Below are 19,513 nucleotides of genomic sequence, written 5' to 3' on the forward strand. Positions count from 1 at the left end.
CGAATCAGTGTCAGGGCCGAGCGTCGAAAGGCTGGCAAGCTTTCCGCTTCTACTTGCAGCTTGAGGCTTGAGACTTGCAGCTGCCTTAGCGACCAACGGAGCCTTCCTGATGCAAGCCGACCTAGACGCCTACTTCGAACACCTGCGCACCGAGCGGCAGGTATCGCCGCATACCCTCGACGGCTATCGTCGCGACCTGGTCAAGGTGCTCACCTTCTGCGAAAAGCAGCAGCTGGTCGAATGGGGGCAGCTCGAAAGCCGGCATGTGCGTCAGCTTATTGCCGAGCAGCATCGCCACGGCCAGGCCGGACGCAGCCTCGCTCGGCTGTTGTCGTCGCTACGCGGGCTGTATCGGTATCTCAACCAGGAGGGCCGCTGCGCCCATGATCCGGCTGCCGGCATTTCCGCACCCAAGGGCGAGCGGCGCCTGCCGCGTTTGCTGGATACCGATCGAGCCATGCAGCTGCTGGATGGCGGCGTAGAAGACGATTTCATCGGCCATCGTGATCAGGCGATGCTGGAGCTGTTCTATTCATCCGGGTTGCGCCTGGCCGAGCTGGTCGGGTTGAACCTCGACCAGCTGGACCTGCCCGCGGGACTGGTTCAGGTCCAAGGCAAGGGCAACAAGGCACGGCTGCTGCCCGTGGGCCGCAAAGCGCGCGAAGCGCTCGAAGCGTGGCTGCCAGTGCGTGCGCTGAGCAATCCGCCGGATGGCGCCGTGTTCGTCAGCCAGCAGGGCCGCCGGCTGGGTCCGCGAGCGGTGCAGCTACGGGTGCGCCAGGCAGGCGTGCGTGAACTGGGTCAGCACTTGCACCCACACATGCTCAGGCACAGCTTTGCCAGTCACATGCTGGAGTCATCCCAGGATCTGCGCTCGGTGCAGGAGCTGCTCGGCCATGCCGACATCGGTACCACCCAGATCTACACCCACCTGGACTTCCAGCACCTGGCCAAGGTCTATGACCAGGCGCACCCACGCGCCAAACGCAAGCAAGGCAGCGACCAATGAGCATCCGCCTGATCACCTTCGACCTCGACGACACGCTATGGGATGTCGGGCCGGTCATTCACAGTGCGGAAAACAGCCTGCGCGACTGGCTCGGGCAGCATGCGCCTCGACTGGGCGGGTTTCCGGTGGAGTCGCTCGCTGCAATCCGCCGCATGTTGGTCGAATCCGAACCAGGCCTGAAACACCGCATCAGCGAGCTGCGTCGACGCATCCTGTTCCACGCCTTGCATGATGCCGGCTACCCGGAGGGCGATGCGCGAGACCTTGCCAGTCAGGCATTCGAAGTCTTTCTCGAGGCGCGGCACGCCATCGACCTGTTTCCTGACGTACACCCAACGCTGGAGCATCTGGCCAATCACTACATGCTCGGCGTGCTGACCAACGGCAACGCGGACGTCCGACGCCTGGGCTTGGCCGACTATTTCCAGTTCACCTTGTGTGCAGAAGACCTGGGGATCGGCAAGCCGGACCCACGGCCGTTTCGGGAAGCGCTCGGTCGAGCGGGCGTAGCTGCCGAGCACGCCGTCCATATCGGCGATCACCCCGACGATGACGTCGGCGGGGCGCAGCGCGCCGGTGTCCGTGCCATCTGGTTCAATCCGGGCGGCAACGCGTGGCAGCATGAAGGCCAGCCTGACGCCGAGGCTCGCAGCCTGGCCGAGCTCCCTGCGCTGCTCGCCAACTGGCGTTAACCGGCTCGCGGCCCCAGATGCAACAAAGCCCAGCATGTCAGTACTGGGCTTTGTTGTAATGACCGCTTAGCTGGCTCGGCGCTTCGCAGAAGTGCTTGTCGTTCAGCCTTCCAGCTTTCCAGCCTCAAGCGCCTGTAAGGCTTCCCCCGCTCAGATCGGTCGACTGCCGTATTTGCTGTCGGGCTTCTTGGGCGGATCTGCGACCACGTTGGGTTCGACTTCCTGTACGCGTCCCCCGCGTGCCAGAAACTCTTCCATTGCTCGAGCCAACTCGTCACGTTCCTTCTGCTTGGCTTCCAGGCTCGGCAGCTCTTCTACCACAATCGCCTTGGCCTTCTTTTTACTGGTCGGCGCTGCACGGTCGCTGTCGGTGCTTTCGTCGTCGGCGCTGTTATCTGCTTCGCCCTCAGCGGCAGCAGTCAGCTCCTCGTCCTCGTCCTCGTCCTCGTCCTCGTCGCTAGTGTCCAGATCGTCTCGTTCTAATTCTTCGTCGCTCATGTTCAACCTCGTACCTTGCCAAAGCGGAAGTTTAAGGGCCTGTTCCTGTTTCGCTGCGAGCGACGAAACGGGAACAGCCCCTAGCCCAGCAATGGGCTTTGTTCGCCATCGCCAAAAAATTCAACTTGCCATCCCCTGCAACGTGGCCAGAACCTGCCTGGCGCCACCTTGATCCCGGTGCTCACCCAGGTAGATACCCTGCCAGGTCCCCAATGCCAGCCGCCCCTCGCTGACGGGCAAACTTACCTGACAACCCAGCAGGCTCGCCTTGAAATGCGCCGGTAAATCGTCCGGTCCTTCGTAATCGTGTTCGTAGCCAGCTTGGCCCTGCGGTACCAGACGGTTGAAAAACCGTTCGAAATCGCGCCGGACTGCGCCGTCGGCATTCTCGTTGATGGTTAATGAAGCCGAGGTATGACGCAGCCACAGGTGTAACAGACCGGTCTGGCATTGTTGCAGTTCCGGCAGTTGTGCAAGGAGCTCGTCGGTTATCAGATGGAAGCCTCGCGGCTTCGGGCGCAGCGTGATGAGTGTCTGTCGCCACATTCTCAAAGACCCCTTCGGCTCCTGAACGCGGGCATTCTAGCGCGGCGCCAGAAAAAACAAAGGGCGCCCTGAGGCGCCCTTGTCGACAGCGGAGAAATCAATGCTTGCTGGTGAATTCGGGGTAGGCCTCGAGGCCGCACTCGACCACGTCGATGCCCTCGTATTCTTCCTCTTCGCTCACACGCAGCCCCATGACCGCCTTGATGATGCCCCACACGATCAGGCTGGCAATGAACACCCAGGCAAAGATCGATACCAGGCCTAGCAGCTGTGCAGCAAATGTCGCGTCCGCATTGGTCAGCGGCACCGCCAGCAGCCCCCACATACCCACAACGCCATGCACCGAAATGGCACCGACCGGGTCATCAAGCTTGAGCTTGTCCAGGCCGAGGATGCTGAACACGACCAGTACCCCACCCACACCACCGATCAATACCGACTGCAGCGCGCTTGGGGTCAGTGGCTCGGCGGTAATGGCAACCAGACCGGCCAGTGCACCGTTGAGAACCATGGTCAGGTCGGACTTGCCGAACAGCAGACGGGCAGTGATCAATGCCGCGATCAGACCACCGGCGGCCGCCATGTTGGTGTTGGTGAACACCTGAGCGACGGCGTTGGCGTCTTCGATAGTGCTCAGCTTCAGCTGCGAACCGCCGTTGAAGCCGAACCAGCCCATCCACAGGATAAACGCGCCCAAAGTCGCCAGCGGCAGGTTGGCGCCAGGGATCGCATTGATCTGACCGTCCGGACCGTACTTGCCCCTACGCGGGCCCAGCAGCAGGACGCCTGCCAGCGCCGCCGAAGCACCGGCCATGTGCACCAGACCAGAGCCGGCGAAGTCCAGGAAACCGGCAGCATCGAGGAAGCCGCCACCCCATTTCCAGAAACCCTGCACGGGGTAGATCACACCCGTCATTACCACCGCGAAGACGATGAACGCCCAGAGCTTCATCCGCTCGGCCACCGCACCGGAGACCACCGACATGCAGGTTGCGGCGAATACCACCTGGAAGAAGAAGTCGGCACGGGTCGAGTAGTACGGTGCGTCTTCGCCACCAGCGGCGACCACCTCCACCGCGTTCTCATCACCGATCAGAAAGCCCAGGCTCGGCAGGATGCCGCCGTCCGGGCTGGAGTACATGATGTAGTAACCGATCAGCAGGTACATGATCGACGCCACGGCGTAGAGCACGATATTTTTGGTCAGGATCTCGGCGGTATTCTTCGCCCGAACCAGACCGGCTTCGAGCATGGAGAAACCGGCCGCCATCCACATCACCAGCGCACCGCAGATGAGGAAGTAGAAAGTATCGAGTCCGTACTGGACGGGTATCAAAGCTGTGCTATCCATTTTTTATCACCTTTTGCCGAGCGCCTAAGCGCCGTTCGGTTAAGGCGCCCGGGTTGGCGCCGGGCGCACTCCGTGTGCTTACAGGTTGTAGCCGCGCTCGTTGTGCAGGCTGAGATCCAGGCCGATGGTTTCTTCTTCTTCGGTGACCCGCAGCCCCATCACCACATCGATCACCTTGAGAATCACGAAGGTGACGATGGCGGTGTAGACGACAGTGAAGAGCACGCCCTTGAACTGGATCCACAGCTGCAGCGCGATGTTTTCCACCTCGCCAAAGCCGCCCAGTGCAGGGGCCGCGAATACCCCAGTCAGCAACGCACCCACGATGCCGCCGACGCCGTGCACGCCAAAGGCGTCCAGAGAGTCGTCGTAACCGAGCTTGCGTTTCAGGCTGGTGGCACAGAAGAAGCAGATGAAGCCGGAGGCCAGACCGATAATCAGCGCGCCCATCGGACCGACCGTACCGGCGGCCGGGGTGATGGCGACCAGGCCGGCCACGACGCCCGAAGCGATGCCCAGGGCGCTGGGTTTGCCGTGACTGAGCCACTCGGCGGACATCCAGCTCAGTGCCGCCGCCGCGGTGGCGATCTGGGTGACCAGCATGGCCATGCCGGCGGCGCCGTTGGCGGCCACCGCGGAGCCGGCATTGAAGCCGAACCAGCCGACCCAGAGCATTCCCGCGCCAACCAGGGTGAGGCCGAGGTTGTGCGGCGCCATCGGCGTGGTCGGGAAGCCTTTGCGCTTACCGAGCACGATGCACGCCACCAGGCCGGCGATACCGGCATTGATGTGCACCACGGTGCCGCCCGCAAAATCAAGCACGCCCCAGTCCCACATCAGGCCGCCATCGCCACCCCAGACCATGTGTGCGATCGGTGCGTAGACCAGCGTGAACCAGACGCCCATGAACACCAGCATCGCGGAGAACTTCATGCGCTCGGCGAAGGCACCGACTATCAGCGCCGGGGTGATGATGGCGAAGGTCATCTGAAAGGTGATGAACACACTCTCCGGCACGGTACCGGTGAGGCTGTCAGGCGTCAGGCCGCTGAGGAAGGCGCGACCCAGACCTCCAACGAAGGAATTGAGGTTGGTGACGCCTGCTTCCATACCAGTGGTATCGAACGCCAGGCTGTAGCCGTAGAGCATCCAGAGGATGCTCATCAGCCCGGTGATGGCGAAGCACTGCATCATCACCGACAAGATGTTCTTGGAGCGGAGCATGCCGCCGTAGAACAGCGCCAGGCCCGGAATCGTCATGAACAGCACCAGCGCGGTGGCCGTAAGCATCCATGCCGTATCGCCGGAATCAAGCGTTGCCTCCTGCGCCATGGCGATGCCTGGGCTTATCAGAGACAAAAGGGCTCCTAGCCCTGCGAATCTTCGCAGAGTCATGGTTTTACTCCTGGGGCGTGGGGGTTCGAAGGTGCTGCTTAAATCGCGTCGGTATCGGTTTCGCCTGTGCGGATGCGAATGGCCTGTTCCAGATTCACGACGAAGATCTTGCCGTCGCCGATTTTTCCGGTGTTGGCCGCCTTGGTGATCGCCTCGATCACGCGATCGAGTTGGTCATCGGCGATTGCTACGTCGATCTTCACCTTCGGCAGAAAATCGACCACGTATTCGGCCCCGCGATAGAGCTCGGTATGGCCTTTCTGGCGACCGAAGCCCTTGACCTCGGTGACCGTGATGCCCTGGACGCCGATCTCCGACAGCGACTCGCGTACGTCGTCCAGCTTGAACGGCTTGATGATGGCAGTGACTAGTTTCATGAAACTTCTCCCGTTTAGGTGGACTTGCCCCAGAAGTACGAACCCGGGTCAAGTCTAAGCGCAGTGTCTGGCCCTTGTAACGCGCCGGCGTTGCCGAGCGACCATCCGACACCATCAACCGATCCGATGAAACGTCCCGAATCGCCTTTGCACCGCTACCTGCTGGTGCATGCGTCATGAGGAGCTAAGCAGAATCGATGCCAGCTTTTTGCAACGCCCGGCGTGAGGCGCTACGCAAAGGGCCTGCGCGGCCAAATCGCGGCTCGCCCGCCCGGATAGCGCACCATATCGGTGCACCGCACCGCACCGCCATGCCTCCAATCGTGCACTCGCGTCGACAGGACGGTTGAACAGCCCGTGTTACACTGCGCCTAGCCCAGAAACAGGTAACGCTCATGTTCCCACCCAAAGCTTTTCTTGATGCCGTCGGCACCCAGGCCTCGCGCCTGTTCAGCGGTGAAAATCCCCTGCCTCGTGCGGAAATCGAAGCCCAGTTCAAAGGCATCGTGCAAGGTGCGCTGAGCAAGCTCGATGTGGTCAGCCGTGAAGAATTCGACAGCCAGATGATCGTGCTTGCACGCACCCGGGCGAGGCTTGAAGCCCTCGAAGCCAAGGTCACCGAGCTGGAAGAGAAACTCGCGCCACCCGCCTCCGAATAGGCCGGCTGGCGTCACGATCAAAGGAGTGGTCGGATGTCCCTCGCAATCGTCCACAGCCGCGCCCAGGTCGGCGTGGAAGCGCCCACCGTGACGGTGGAGGCGCACCTTGCCAATGGCCTGCCTTCGCTGGCCTTGGTCGGCTTGCCGGAAACGGCCGTCAAGGAAAGCAAGGACCGCGTGCGCAGCGCGATCCTGACGTCCGGCTTCGACTTCCCGGCCCGACGAATCACCCTCAACCTTGCGCCAGCCGATTTGCCTAAAGATGGTGGCCGCTTTGATCTGGCCATCGCGCTGGGCATATTGGCGGCGAGTGGCCAGATCCCTGCGGATCGGCTGGACACGTTCGAATGCCTGGGCGAGCTGGCGCTTTCCGGTGCACTGCGGCCGGTACAGGGCGCGTTGCCCGCCGCGCTGGCGGCCCGCCAGGCAGGGCGCGCCCTGCTGGTGCCGCGAGCCAATGCCGAGGAAGCCAGCCTGGCGTCGGGATTGGTGGTCTACGCCGCTGACCACCTGCTGGAAGTCGCTGCGCACTTCAACGGCGTGACTCCCATCGAACCTTTTCAAGCCCAAGGCCTGTTGCGCCAGGTGCTGCCCTACCCTGATCTGGCAGATGTACAGGGCCAGGCTGCCGCCAAGCGTGGACTGCTGGTGGCGGCAGCGGGTGGCCACAACCTCCTGTTGTCCGGTCCTCCTGGTACCGGCAAGACATTGCTTGCCAGCCGCCTACCCGGCCTGCTCCCACCTCTGGACGAACAGGAAGCGCTGGAAGTGGCAGCAATTCAGTCTGTCGCCAGCCAGTCTCCCTTGGCGCACTGGCCACAGCGCCCTTTTCGACAGCCCCATCACAGTGCATCGGGGCCAGCCCTGGTTGGCGGCGGCAGTCGGCCGAGGCCGGGGGAAATCACGTTGGCGCATCAAGGCGTACTGTTTCTCGATGAGCTGCCGGAATTCGACCGGAAGGTCCTGGAGGTGCTGCGCGAGCCCATGGAATCAGGCTGTATCGTCATCGCCCGTGCGCGTGACAAGGTGCGCTTCCCAGCACGCTTCCAGCTGGTCGCGGCGATGAACCCCTGCCCCTGTGGCTACCTGGGCGATTCCAGCGGTCGCTGCCGCTGTTCGCCAGACCAGATTCAACGCTACCGCGGCAAGCTCTCCGGGCCGCTGCTCGACCGCATCGACCTGCATCTGACGGTCGCTCGCGAAGCCACTGCGCTGAACGCACCACTGGCTGGCAACGAAACCACGCAGCGGGCCGCAGCGCAGGTGGCCGAAGCGCGGCGTATTCAACTCAAGCGACAGGGCTGCGCCAACGCTTTTCTTGACCTTTCAGGTTTGCGCAGCCACTGCCAATTGCAGCCCGACGATCAGCTTTGGCTGGAGCGCGCCTGCGAACGCCTGGGACTGTCGCTACGCGCTGCGCATCGGATCCTGAAGGTCGCGCGCACACTGGCGGATCTTCAGCAGGCCGACGCCATTGGTCGCGCACACCTGGCCGAGGCATTGCAATACCGACCCGGCAACCAGGCGGGTTGAAACCCGATACAGTTCCCTGCCCGGCTCGACGGTCATCGGCAGGGCTCGACCAGCCTCCCGACAACGTGAGAACAATACGCTGCAACTTGCTGCTTGGCACAGTCACAACCAAGGATCCAACCCCATCGCCGCGGAGCGGGCCCGGTCAAAAGCTGACCAGTATGCTAGATTGCGTCCTCTTCGCCACAGGCGGCCACTCCCCGATCGGTAATCAAGGAGCGCAGCATGGAGGCCAACAAGTCTTCCTCTCCCACCCTCAATCCCCCGGTGTTCTACGGTTCTGCCGTGCTCATCCTGTTGCTGGTGATCTACAGCGTCGCCACTCCGGAACATGCTCAAGGCGTGTTCAGCGATGTCCAGGCCTGGATCATCGCCAATGTCAGCTGGCTCTACATTCTTGCAGTCGCCATCATCTTGCTGATGGTCGTATTACTGGCGCTCAGCCGTTATGGCGAGATCAAGCTGGGCCCTGACCACAGCGAGCCGGACTACAGCTATCTGACCTGGTTCTCGATGCTGTTCTCGGCCGGCATGGGCATCGGCCTGATGTTCTTCGGCGTCGCCGAGCCGGTCATGCACTTCCTCTCGCCGCCGGTTGGCGAAGGCGGCACCGTCGCTGCTGCGCGCGAGGCCATGAAGATCACTTTCTTCCACTGGGGCCTGCATGCCTGGGCCATCTACGCCATCGTCGCGATGATTCTGGCCTACTTCAGCTTTCGCCAGGGCTTGCCGCTGACGCTGCGCTCCGCCCTGTACCCGCTGATTGGCAAACGCATCTACGGCCCGATCGGCCATGCGGTAGACATCTTCGCCATTATCGGCACCGTCCTCGGCGTCGCCACTTCGCTGGGGCTGGGCGTCACGCAGATCAACACCGGACTGAATCACCTGTATGGCGTGCCCATTTCCGTCCCGGTGCAGATCGCATTGATTGCGGGCACCACCGTGCTGGCGACTATCTCGGTGGTGACTGGCCTGGACAAGGGCGTACGGCGACTCTCGGAACTGAACCTGACGCTGGCCATTCTGCTGCTGTTGCTGGTGCTGATCGCCGGGCCGACCGTGTTCATCCTGCAGACATTCGTGCAGAACACCGGTAACTACTTCGCCCAGATCGTCACCGCGACCTTCAACCTCTACGCCTACGAGCCGAACGACTGGATCGGCGGCTGGACGCTGTTCTACTGGGGCTGGTGGCTGGCCTGGTCGCCCTTCGTCGGGCTGTTCATCGCACGCATTTCGCGAGGCCGCACCATCCGCGAATTCGTCACCGGCGTGCTGCTGGTCCCGACAGCCTTCACCCTGCTGTGGATGACGGTGTTCGGCGATACAGCGATCCACATGATCCTCTGGGAACACGTCACCAGCCTGGGCGAAGCCATCGAGCGAGACAGCTCACTGGCCCTGTTCGCCTTCCTCGAGTATTTCCCCTTCGCCTCGCTGCTGTCACTGATCGCAATCATCATGGTGGTGGTGTTCTTCGTCACCTCGGCGGACTCCGGCGCGCTGGTCGTGGACATGCTCGCCTCCGGCGGTCAAGGCCAGACACCTGTGTGGCAGCGCGTGTTCTGGGCCAGTTCCATGGGTGTTGTCGCCATCGCCCTGCTGCTCGCGGACGGCCTGACCGCGTTGCAGACCGCAACCATTGCCAGTGCCCTGCCCTTCACCATCGTGCTGCTCTGCGCCATGTGGGGCTTGCTCAAGGCGTTGCGCGTGGATGCCACCAAACAAGGCTTGCGCTATCAGACGGTCAGCACCACGCCCACAGCGCCGCAATCTGAGGGTGGCTGGCGCCGTCGGGTGCAGAACCTGACCAAGTACCCACGCCGTCGCGACGTGGAGCGTTTCATCGGCGCAGTCGCGGCGCCCGCGTGCGCTGAAGTGGCGGAAGAACTGCGCAAGCAGGGGTACGCCGTGGAGCTTACAGGCGGTGAAGACAACCGCACCGGGCTGCAGATCACCCATGAGGGCGCACCCGATTTCATCTACCAGATCCGCCCGCGCGGCTATCCGATGCCGAGTTTTGTCGCCACCGAAGAGGGCGATTCTGACGAGGCGACCTACTTCCGCGCCGAGGTTCACCTCAGGGAAGGCGGGCAGAATTATGACGTGATGGGCTGGAGCCGTGAGGGCGTGATCGGCGATATCCTGGACCAGTACGAGAAGCACATGCATTTCCTGCATATGGTTCGCTGACACACCGCGCCGGGCTCATGCCCGGCGCTTCGTTTCAGCAACTGGCTTCGGCGGTGAGCCCACCATTGAGAAAAACCCCAAGCTCCGCCAGGGGCAGCGGCTTGCTGATCAGATAGCCTTGCACCTGGTCGGCACCGAAGCGACGCAATTGGCCGAGTTGCGCGGCGCCCTCCACGCCTTCGGCCACCACTTCCAATCCCAGGTTATGCGCCAGGTCGATCATCGCGCGCACCAGCCGACCGTTTTGCGGGCGCGCGGCCATCTGGTCGACGAAACTCTTGTCGATCTTGAGCAGACTGATCGGCAGTCGACTCAGGTGTACGAACGAAGAGAAGCCGGTACCGAAATCATCCAGCGAGAAGCGCACACCCAGCGCTGCCAGGGCGTTCATGGTGCCGCGAACCTGATCGCTGCGGCGCATCACTGCGGTTTCGGTGAGTTCGAACTCCAGCCAATGCGGATCCACGCCGCGCTCCTCGATCAGCCGCTTCAGGGTTGCCAGCAACTGGCTGTCCTGAAACTGGCGGAACGATAGGTTGACGGCCATGTGCAGCTCGCCTGCACCGCTTTCGCGTAGGCTTTGCATGTCGCGCAGCGCCCGCGCGATCACCCAGTAGCCGAGCGGCACAATCAAGCCGCTTTCTTCGGCCATGGGGATAAATTCGTCTGGCCCGAGAAGGCCACGCTCGGCATGCGGCCAGCGCACCAGCGCCTCCATGCCAACGATGCGGCCGGTGTCGATGCAGAGTCGCGGCTGATAGTGCAGCTCAAGGTCATCGCGCCGCAGCGCACGGCGCAGCTCGCCTTCCAGATCAGCAAGGTGACTGGCGCTACGGTTGACCCGCTCGTTGTAGAGAGACCAGGAACAGCCTTGACTCGCCTTGGCTTGGCGCATGGCCACCTGTGCCAGCCAGAGCAGTTGGTCGGGGTCTGTATCGGCCTTGGCATTCGCCAGCCCAAGACTGCAGCCGAGCATCAGGGTGTCGCCGTCAATCCAGTAGGGCTCGGCCAGTGCCTCGACAATACGGTCAGCGATCCGGTCAGCGCGATCAGGCTGCCGCTCGGTATCGAGCAACACTGCAAACTCGTCGCCGCCCAGGCGAGCCAAGGTGTCGCCCACCTCCAGCTGTGCCTTCAGGCGCGCCACGACTTGCAGAATCAGACGGTCACCAGCCTGATGCCCCAGGGCCTCGTTGACCCGGCGAAAGTTATCCAGATCCAGACACCCAAGCGTCAGTCCTTCTCCTTCGTGCTCGGCCAGGCGCGATGCGAGCAATGCCTGAAACCCCTGGCGATTGGCAATGCCAGTCAGCGGGTCCTGCACGGCCAGCCTTTGCAGGGCGCCCTCCAGGTTGCACCGTTCGCGGGCATAACGCACACAACGCCGCAGCATGTCGGTACTCAAACGGGGGCCGGGAAGCCAGTCGATGACACCTTCCGGCAGCTCCGCGGGTTCGTCTTCGAGCAACAAAACGGTAGGCCAGGGGAAGTGCGCCGACGCGGGGCGACAGCCCGGCGTGGCAATCAGCAAGGCGTGACCGGACTCGGCAAGCAGATCAATGGCGGCCGACCAGTCTTCGGCCACGCTCAGCCGATGGCGGCCGCGCACGGACGCCAGGGCAACCTGAAGCTCTTCGGTCCACCTGGGCACATCGGCCAGCAGAACCAGACGCATGGGTTGTATAGAAGATGTCACGGTGTTTCCCCGGTTCGTACGGAGCAGAAGATGGCATTGCCACCTCGACGGATCCACCTCCCTGTGTGAAGCGGGGCGGCAAGCTGAGCAGCCTAAAGCGGGCGCCGCGGCGCATAGACTAGAGCATTGCGATGGATAACCCAGCCTCGCCGGCGACGACCGGTAGTTGCAACCGCCGACCGATCCCAATTCGACGGGCCAGCCCTGCTAAACTCTCGCCCCCGTTTCGACAGACCAAACGACGATGTCCCGACTCAATCCCCGGCAGCAGGAAGCCGTGAACTACGTCGGCGGCCCCATGCTGGTGCTCGCCGGCGCCGGCTCCGGCAAGACCAGCGTGATCACCCGCAAGATCGCCTACCTGATCCAGCAATGCGGCATCCGCGCCCAGTATATCGTCGCCGTGACCTTCACCAACAAGGCCGCGCGCGAGATGAAGGAGCGCGTCAGCAGCCTGCTGCGCGGAGGAGAAGGCCGCGGCCTGACGGTCTCGACCTTCCACAACCTCGGCCTGAACATCATTCGCAAGGAATACGCCAAGTTGGGTTACAAGCCCGGCTTTTCAATCTTCGACGAGGGCGACATCAAGGCGCTGCTGACCGACATCATGCAGAAGGAATACGCCGGCGATGACGGCGTCGACGAGATCAAGGGCTACATCGGCAAGTGGAAGAACGACCTGATCCTGCCCGAAGAGGCCCTGGAAAACGCGCGCAACCCGAAGGAACAGACTGCGGCCGTCGTCTACACCCACTATCAGCGCACGCTCAAGGCGTACAACGCGGTGGATTTCGACGACCTCATCCTGCAGCCGGTCAAGCTGTTCCAGGACCACCCCGAGGTGCTGGAGAAGTGGCGCAACAAGGTGCGCTACATGCTGGTGGACGAGTATCAGGACACCAACGCCAGCCAATACCTGCTGGTGAAGCTGCTGGTGCAGGAGCGCGCGCACTTCACCGTGGTGGGTGACGACGACCAGTCGATCTACGCCTGGCGCGGCGCACGGCCGGAAAACCTGATGCAGCTGAAGGACGACTTTCCCTCGCTGAAAGTGGTGATGCTGGAGCAGAACTACCGCTCCACCAGCCGCATCCTCAAATGCGCCAACGTGCTGATCGCCAACAACCCGCACGCTTTCGAGAAGCAGTTGTGGTCCGAAATGGGGCATGGCGACGCGATACGGGTCATTCGCTGCCGCAACGAGGAAGCCGAGGCCGAGCGCGTGGCGATGGAAATCCTCACCTTGCACCTGAAAACCCAGCGGCCCTACAGCGAATTCGCCATCCTCTACCGCGGCAACTACCAGGCAAAGCTGATCGAGCTGAAACTCCAGCACCATCAGATTCCCTATCGCCTGTCCGGCGGCACCAGCTTTTTCGCCCGGCAGGAAGTGAAGGACCTGATGAGCTACTTCCGCCTGCTGGTCAATCCGGACGATGACAACGCCTTCCTGCGCGTGATCAACGTGCCGCGCCGCGAGATCGGCTCGACCACCCTGGAGAAGCTCGGCAACTACGCCACCGCGCGCACGATTTCCATGTACACCGCCTGCGACGAGATGGGCCTGGGCGAGCATCTGGACAGCCGCTTCACCGACCGGCTGTCGCGCTTCAAGCGCTACATGGACAACCTGCGCCAGCAGTGCGCGCAGAACGACCCGATCGCAGCCCTGCGCAGCATGGTCATGGATATCGACTACGAGACCTGGGTGCGCCAGCAGACCTCCAGCGACAAGGCCGCGGACTTTCGCATGGGCAACGTCTGGTTCCTCATCGATGCGCTGAAGAACACCCTGGAGAAGGACGAAGAAGGCGAGATGACCATCGAGGAAGCCATCGCCAAACTGGTGCTGCGCGACATGCTCGAGCGTCAGCAGGAAGAGGAAGAAGGCGCCGACGGCGTGCAGATGATGACCCTGCACGCGTCCAAGGGGCTGGAGTTTCCCTACGTGTTCATCCTCGGCATGGAGGAGGAAATCCTCCCGCACCGCTCCAGCATCGAGGCCGACACCATCGAGGAAGAACGCCGCCTGGCCTATGTCGGCATCACCCGCGCGCGGCAGAACCTGGCGATGACCTTTGCCGCCAAGCGCAAGCAGTACGGCGAGATCATCGAATGCATGCCCAGCCGCTTCCTCGCCGAATTGCCGCAGGAAGATCTGGAGTGGGAAGGCCAGGACGACGCGCCGGTGGAAGTCAAAGCCGCCCGCGGCAACGACGCGCTGGCGGCGATGCGGGCGATGCTGAAGCGGTAGAAGCAGCTGCAAGAAAAAAGCCGACGCCCTCTTATGGCTTATGGCTTGCAGACGTAAATTAGCCGAAGGCGTCATCCGCTCGGTCTAGCCGCACTTGGAATTGCCGCAATTCAGGCAGGTAGCGCAGCCATCCATCTGCACCACCGCCAGGGTGCTGCATTTGTTGCACAGCTGCGCGCCGGCGGGGAAGCCATCGCCTGGTTCCAGCACCGCAGCACCCTGACTGGCCTCGTAGGCGGCGCGTTTCTCGGCCAGGTACTTGCGTTGGGTTTCATCCAGCGCCTGGCCTTCGAGCATGCCGATGTGGATCAGATGGCGCTCCAGTACGCCGCCGATTTCCGCCACGATGGACGGCATATAGACGCCACCCTTTTTCAGATAGCCGCCGCGGGGATCGAACACCGCTTTCAGTTCCTCGACGAGGAAGGTGCAGTCACCGCCCTTGCGGAACACTGCAGACATGATCCGGGTGAGCGCGACGATCCACTGGAAGTGATCCATGTTCTTCGAGTTGATGAAGATCTCGAACGGCCGCCGCTGCTCGTGGGGTGTGCCGGCGTTGAGGACCACGTCGTTGACGGTCACGTAGAGCGCATGTTCGAACAGCGGCGACTTGATCTTGTAGGTCATGCCGACCAGAGTTTCCGGGCGCTGCAAACTTTCATCCATTTCCACCACAGTGGTCTTGCCAGTGGGGTTGTCGGCGGTGACGGCTGGACGCTCCAAGGTCTCGTCGACGACCTTGAAGCCCTTGATGCGCTGAGTGATCTTTACGGTCATTGCTTGTTCTCCACAGGGGCGGTGCGGGCCGCCCGGCTATCAGTCGGGACTCAGTATTTGCCGTAGTAGCCTTCTTTCAAGGCGTCGAACAGGTTGGCGGCAGAATTGACCTCACCGTCATACTCGACCTCTTCATTGCCTTTCAGCTCGACCACACTGCCGTCTTCGAGAATGAAGCGGTACAGGGTCTTCTCCAGATCGGCCTCCTTGACCAGCACCCCCTGGAATGCCGCCGGGTTGAAGCGGAAGGTGGTGCAGCCCTTGAGGCCTTGGCGCCAGGCATAGCGGTAGATGTCCTTGAACGCCTCGAACGGGTAGTCGGTGGGCACATTGGCGGTCTTGGAAATCGACGAGTCGACCCATTTCTGCGCCGCGGCCTGGATGTCGACGTGCTGTGTCGGAGTGACGTCATCGGCAGTGATGAAATAGTCGGGCAGGTGCTGCGACGGGTCGCTGGAGCCTGGCTGCGCCTTGGCATTGATCAGCGTGCGGTAGGCCAGCAACTCGTAGCTGAATACTTCGATTTTTTCCTTGGCTTTGCGCCCGGCGCGGATCAGGTTGCGCGAGTATTGATGGGCGAAGCTCGGCTCGATGCCATTGGAGGCGTTGTTGGCCAGGCTCAGGCTGATGGTGCCGGTGGGCGCGATGGAGCTGTGGTGGGTGAAGCGTGCGCCCTGCTCGGCCAGCGCCTCGATCAGCTCGGGCGCGTACTCGGCGATCTTCTGCATGTAGCGCGAATACTTCGCGTGCAATACGCGGCCCGGTACCTGATCGCCGATCTGGTAACCGTCCTCCTTCATCTCCGGACGCTTGCGCAGCATCTCGGCGGTGACTTCGAAGGTTTCGGTCAGCAGCGGCGCCGGGCCCTTTTCCTTCGACAGGTCCAACGCCTGCTCCCAGCCGACCAGCGCCATTTCACGGGCGACTTCTTCGGTGAACACACAGGCTTCCGGGCTGCCGTAGCGCAACTTGAGCAGGGCCAAGGTCGAGCCGAGGCCGAGGAAGCCCATGCCGTGGCGGCGCTTGCTCTCGATCTCGTGGCGCTGCTGTGGCAGAGGCAGGCCGTTGATTTCCACCACGTTGTCCAGCATGCGGGTAAAGACCCGCACCACCTCGCGGTAGGTGTCCCAGTCGAAACGTGCATCGACGCCGAACGGATCGATGACGAAGCGGGTCAGGTTGATCGAGCCCAGCAGGCAGGAGCCATAGGGCGGCAGCGGCTGCTCGCCACAATTGTGGGCATGCAGGCCATTGGCGTCGAAGGTGTTGATGCCCGGCACCTGGACGTCATAGACCGGCTCGACGCCGTCGTCTACCAGAGCGGCTACCGTGGCCACGAAGCGGGGACGATTGATCGCGCGCCGATAACTGGCCAACCCGCACTCAAGACGGGACTGTTTTATCGGGTCGGCGAAGCCGATCAATGCGGCATAGCTGGCGATCGATCCGCCGCTGATTACCAGTTCGTGCTGGGCGCGAGTTGGATAGCCACGCGTGCCGCCGTGGCCGTCGGGCATTGGCCGAACCCCGGCCGGGCGTCGTTCGCAGTAAATCCGCGCGGTGATGCCCAGACGCAGCAACATCCGCTGCACGGCCTGCAGATATTCGAGATCGGACTGCGCCAACCGAACCGAAAGCCCTTTGGCCTGGCAGCCTTGGACCGATCCATCGGCATCGAAAAAGCCGCGCAAGAAGCCACGATAGGCATCGCTGGACGTTTGTTCGAGCGCGGGTGTGATGCGCTTGCTGCCTGGCCGCATGCCCAACTCGAACGCAAGGTCTCGCAGCGCCGCAGACTTCACGCGCCATTCATTGCGCCCCGCTACGGCGGACCAGCCGGCGAAATCACTGCGGTGACGCAGGCTACCGGCACAACGCATGGCCTCCTGCATCAGCGCGGAGGCAACGCAGGGACTCGCATTGACCTCCGCTGCCTGCCAAACGGAAAGCACCGCGGCCTCTTGCTTGAGCGTCCCGTCACCAACCAGCAGGCCCAGGAGATACCCCTCATCGAAACCAAGCCGGCCCTCCCAGGCTGCATTGCCACGATGATCATTGAGCAACACCTGATCCCCGACCGCCAGTTCGCCGGCCGGGCACCAGGCGGTTTCCAGGCTCCAGCGGGTCGAATGAACCACCCGCCGAATCTGGTGATCGGCTGTCAGGCGAAGCTGGTAACCCTCTGCGGTTTCCAGGCGCAACACGGCTTTATCAGCGGTATGGAAGAAGCCCCGGTCGCCGCTGGCATGATCGATTCCGTCGACACGCGCCTGAAACGGCGTGCCCAACAGCTGCCGTACCTGACGCGGACCCTGGCTGGTCTGGACCCAGGTATCGCCAGTCACGCAGGGATTGGTGGCGCGGATCGCCTCGCACCACCAGTTGTTGTTCAGCTGGTTGACCCGGTCGATGAGGATGAAACCCGGCTCGGCGTAGTCATAGGTCGAGACCATGATCATGTCCCACAGGTGCCGCGCCTTGACCCGCCCGTAGATCTTGCAGGCCACGAGGCCGTCGTCGCGGACGATGTAGCCGTCATGGCTCGGCCATTCGCGCCACACCACCTGTTCGGTATCGGCCAGATCAAGCTCGGCTTTTTCCTTCAGGTGCAGCGGGAAGATCAGCGGCCAGTCGGCATCGCTCTCCACCGCCTGCATGAACTCGTCGGTGATCAGCAAGCTGAGGTTGAATTGCCGCAGCCGGCCGTCTTCACGTTTGGCGCGGATGAATTCGCGCACGTCCGGATGGCCGACGTCGAAAGTGCCCATCTGCGCGCCGCGGCGGCCACCGGCAGAGCTGACGGTGAAGCACATCTTGTCGAAGATATCCATGAACGACAGCGGGCCGCTGGTGTGCGCGCCCGCGCCGGAGACGAAGGAGCCGCGTGGGCGCAGGGTGCTGAACTCGTAACCGATGCCGCAGCCGGCCTTGAGCGTCAGGCCGGCTTCATGCACCTTGCCGAGGATGTCGTCCATCGAGTCAGCGATAGTGCCGGACACGGTGCAGTTGATCGTCGAGGTGGCCGGTTTGTAGTCCTGCGCGCCAGCGTTGGAAATGACCCGCCCGGCGGGGATGGCGCCGTTGCGCAGAGCCCAGAGGAAGCGTTCGTACCAGTGCCCGCGGGCATCCTGTTCTTCCACATCAGCAAGCGCGCGCGCAACCCGCTGCCAGGTGGCGTCGACGCTGTCATCAACGGCGCTACCGTCCTTGCGGGTCAGGCGGTATTTTTGCGCCCAGATGTCTTCGGAGGCCGTCTGAAGAGCGATTTCTGGGGTGGTTTTCGTCTCTGCCGTGATGGGCCCGTCCGTCTTCGCCATGCGCTGCGCATCCTCGTGTCGATGGAGTGGAAACCAGAACACGAAGCATAGCCACGAGCGCCAGAAGCACTATGACGCGCATCAAGTCGGCCGACGGACGACCCGGACAAGCGCCCGGCGGAGTGTTGCGGCCGAGCGCCATGAATCGAGGGGTCAGAGCGATTCCAGACATTCCGCCAGCGAGCGACCGAGGTTATCGATCAACTGCTCGTAGCCGCCCGCCGAGGCGTCGATGCCGTAACCCAGCGCGTCCAGCTCGGTGACCTTGACTGGCAGGCCCCGGATCAGGCTGTCCGCCAGGCGCGGACGAACCGGAGGCTCGTAGAACACGCAGCTCGGACCGGCCTGTTCCAGACGCTCTCGCATGGCGGCAACATGCCGCGCGCCGGGCTGGGCTTCGCCACCGGCGCTGAACACGCCGGCGTGTTTGATCCCATAAGCGGCTTCGAAATAATCGAAGGCCTCATGGAAGACGAAGAACGGCTTGGTTCGGGTTTCGCTCAGACGCTGGCTGAGCCGCTTATCGAGCGCACCCAGTCGCTGCGTGAATGCGGCCAGGTTGGCTCGGTAGCGCTCGCCGTTGACCGGGTCGGCCCTGGCCATGTCCTGCGCCATGCCCTCGGCGATGGTCACCGCATTGGCGGGCAACAACCAGAGGTGCGCGTCCAGGCTGCCGGGACGGTGGGCGTGATCGTGTTCGTGATCGTCCTGGTCGGTGGCCCGGGCATCGGCGGCTTCATGAGCGCGGTCGTCATGTTCATCGTGGAGCTGCTCGGAATGCTCGCCGTGCGCCTCGTCTGCATGCGCGTCGTGACGATCATGCTCGGCCTCGTGCCCGCCGGCTGCCTCGCCGAAATGACGCAGGGTCAGTCCGGGCAGCGATTGTATCGCCACGCTCGGCCGCTTGCGGCCTTCCAGCACCGGCGCGAGAAAACCTTCCAGGTCCGGGCCGATCCAGTAGAGCAGATCGGCGCTGCGAATCTGCCGTACGTCGGACGGGCGCATGGCGTAATGGTGGGGCGAGGCACCCGGCGGCAACAGGACGGCAGGCTGGCCGACACCGTCCTGAACGGCAGCGGCGATCAGTTGCAGCGGCTTGATGCTGGTCAGCACCTCGATCTCGGCCTGGGCTTGGGCGCTGCTGAAAAGGCTCGCGAACAGTAGAAGCGGTATCGAAAAAAAACGGAACACGGGCAACACTCGATTGAAC

15 protein-coding genes are annotated in these 19,513 nt (G+C 62.8%); 6 read left to right on the forward strand and 9 right to left on the reverse strand.

What is annotated here, in order from left to right:
* Positions 1-109: 109 nt before the first annotated feature.
* Together xerC and NA637_RS17295 are read left to right on the forward strand one after the other, a co-directional pair.
* Complete coding sequence (xerC, locus tag NA637_RS17290) at positions 110-1,009, forward strand: tyrosine recombinase XerC (RefSeq protein WP_256073520.1); 900 nt, start codon at positions 110-112, stop codon at positions 1,007-1,009.
* Positions 1,006-1,701, forward strand: coding sequence for an HAD family hydrolase (locus NA637_RS17295; RefSeq protein ID WP_256073521.1), 696 nt, complete (start codon positions 1,006-1,008; stop codon positions 1,699-1,701). Before xerC ends, NA637_RS17295 begins: the two co-directional genes overlap by 4 nt.
* A 150-nt stretch (positions 1,702-1,851) precedes the next feature.
* On the opposite strand, the gene sutA is transcribed toward NA637_RS17295, so the two are convergent.
* From sutA to glnK, 5 genes are all read right to left on the reverse strand, one after another.
* On the reverse strand, positions 1,852-2,199 hold the full coding sequence (gene sutA, locus NA637_RS17300; protein ID WP_256073522.1) for a transcriptional regulator SutA: 348 nt from the start codon (positions 2,197-2,199) through the stop codon (positions 1,852-1,854).
* A gap of 120 nt (positions 2,200-2,319) precedes the next feature.
* Positions 2,320-2,745 (reverse strand): secondary thiamine-phosphate synthase enzyme YjbQ, encoded by a 426-nt coding sequence (locus NA637_RS17305; protein WP_256073525.1) that lies wholly within the window; start codon positions 2,743-2,745, stop codon positions 2,320-2,322.
* 97 nt (positions 2,746-2,842) lie between these two features.
* Positions 2,843-4,096: an ammonium transporter gene (locus NA637_RS17310; RefSeq protein WP_256073527.1), complete on the reverse strand. Its 1,254-nt coding sequence runs from the start codon at positions 4,094-4,096 to the stop codon at positions 2,843-2,845.
* Between the two features lie 78 nt (positions 4,097-4,174).
* Positions 4,175-5,491, reverse strand: coding sequence for an ammonium transporter (locus NA637_RS17315; RefSeq protein ID WP_256073528.1), 1,317 nt, complete (start codon positions 5,489-5,491; stop codon positions 4,175-4,177).
* Between the two features lie 38 nt (positions 5,492-5,529).
* A complete protein-coding gene (gene glnK, locus NA637_RS17320) occupies positions 5,530-5,868 on the reverse strand; it encodes a P-II family nitrogen regulator (RefSeq protein WP_003096476.1) in 339 nt (112 codons plus the stop codon).
* A 395-nt stretch (positions 5,869-6,263) separates the two neighbouring features.
* On the opposite strand from glnK, the gene NA637_RS17325 reads away from it, so the two are divergent.
* The 3 genes from NA637_RS17325 to NA637_RS17335 all read left to right on the forward strand — a co-directional run bounded on the left by NA637_RS17325 (position 6,264) and on the right by NA637_RS17335 (position 10,256).
* Complete coding sequence (locus NA637_RS17325) at positions 6,264-6,527, forward strand: accessory factor UbiK family protein (protein WP_256073529.1); 264 nt, start codon at positions 6,264-6,266, stop codon at positions 6,525-6,527.
* Between the two features lie 33 nt (positions 6,528-6,560).
* The gene (locus NA637_RS17330) at positions 6,561-8,060 is read left to right on the forward strand and encodes a YifB family Mg chelatase-like AAA ATPase (RefSeq protein WP_256073530.1); all 1,500 of its coding nucleotides are present in this window, start codon (positions 6,561-6,563) and stop codon (positions 8,058-8,060) included.
* Positions 8,061-8,285: 225 nt separating this feature from the next.
* Positions 8,286-10,256, forward strand: a complete 1,971-nt coding sequence (locus NA637_RS17335; protein WP_256073531.1) for a BCCT family transporter — start codon at positions 8,286-8,288, stop codon at positions 10,254-10,256.
* 34 nt (positions 10,257-10,290) lie between these two features.
* Here NA637_RS17335 and NA637_RS17340 read toward each other — a convergent pair whose 3' ends face one another.
* A complete protein-coding gene (locus NA637_RS17340) occupies positions 10,291-11,931 on the reverse strand; it encodes a putative bifunctional diguanylate cyclase/phosphodiesterase (protein WP_256073548.1) in 1,641 nt (546 codons plus the stop codon).
* A 265-nt stretch (positions 11,932-12,196) separates the two neighbouring features.
* Between NA637_RS17340 and rep the strand changes: the two genes are divergently transcribed.
* Complete coding sequence (gene rep / locus NA637_RS17345) at positions 12,197-14,206, forward strand: DNA helicase Rep (RefSeq protein ID WP_256073532.1); 2,010 nt, start codon at positions 12,197-12,199, stop codon at positions 14,204-14,206.
* A gap of 84 nt (positions 14,207-14,290) precedes the next feature.
* Here rep and NA637_RS17350 read toward each other — a convergent pair whose 3' ends face one another.
* The 3 genes from NA637_RS17350 to NA637_RS17360 form a co-directional block, all read right to left on the reverse strand.
* Complete coding sequence (locus NA637_RS17350; RefSeq protein ID WP_256073533.1) at positions 14,291-14,986, reverse strand: NrdJb; 696 nt, start codon at positions 14,984-14,986, stop codon at positions 14,291-14,293.
* 50 nt (positions 14,987-15,036) lie between these two features.
* The gene (locus NA637_RS17355; RefSeq protein ID WP_256073534.1) at positions 15,037-18,303 is read right to left on the reverse strand and encodes an LAGLIDADG family homing endonuclease; all 3,267 of its coding nucleotides are present in this window, start codon (positions 18,301-18,303) and stop codon (positions 15,037-15,039) included.
* Between the two features lie 153 nt (positions 18,304-18,456).
* Complete coding sequence (locus NA637_RS17360) at positions 18,457-19,494, reverse strand: zinc ABC transporter substrate-binding protein (protein WP_256073539.1); 1,038 nt, start codon at positions 19,492-19,494, stop codon at positions 18,457-18,459.
* Between the last annotated feature and the right edge of the window lie 19 nt (positions 19,495-19,513).

Source organism: Stutzerimonas stutzeri (genome assembly GCF_024448935.1).
GTDB classification, from domain to species: domain Bacteria; phylum Pseudomonadota; class Gammaproteobacteria; order Pseudomonadales; family Pseudomonadaceae; genus Stutzerimonas; species Stutzerimonas stutzeri_AO.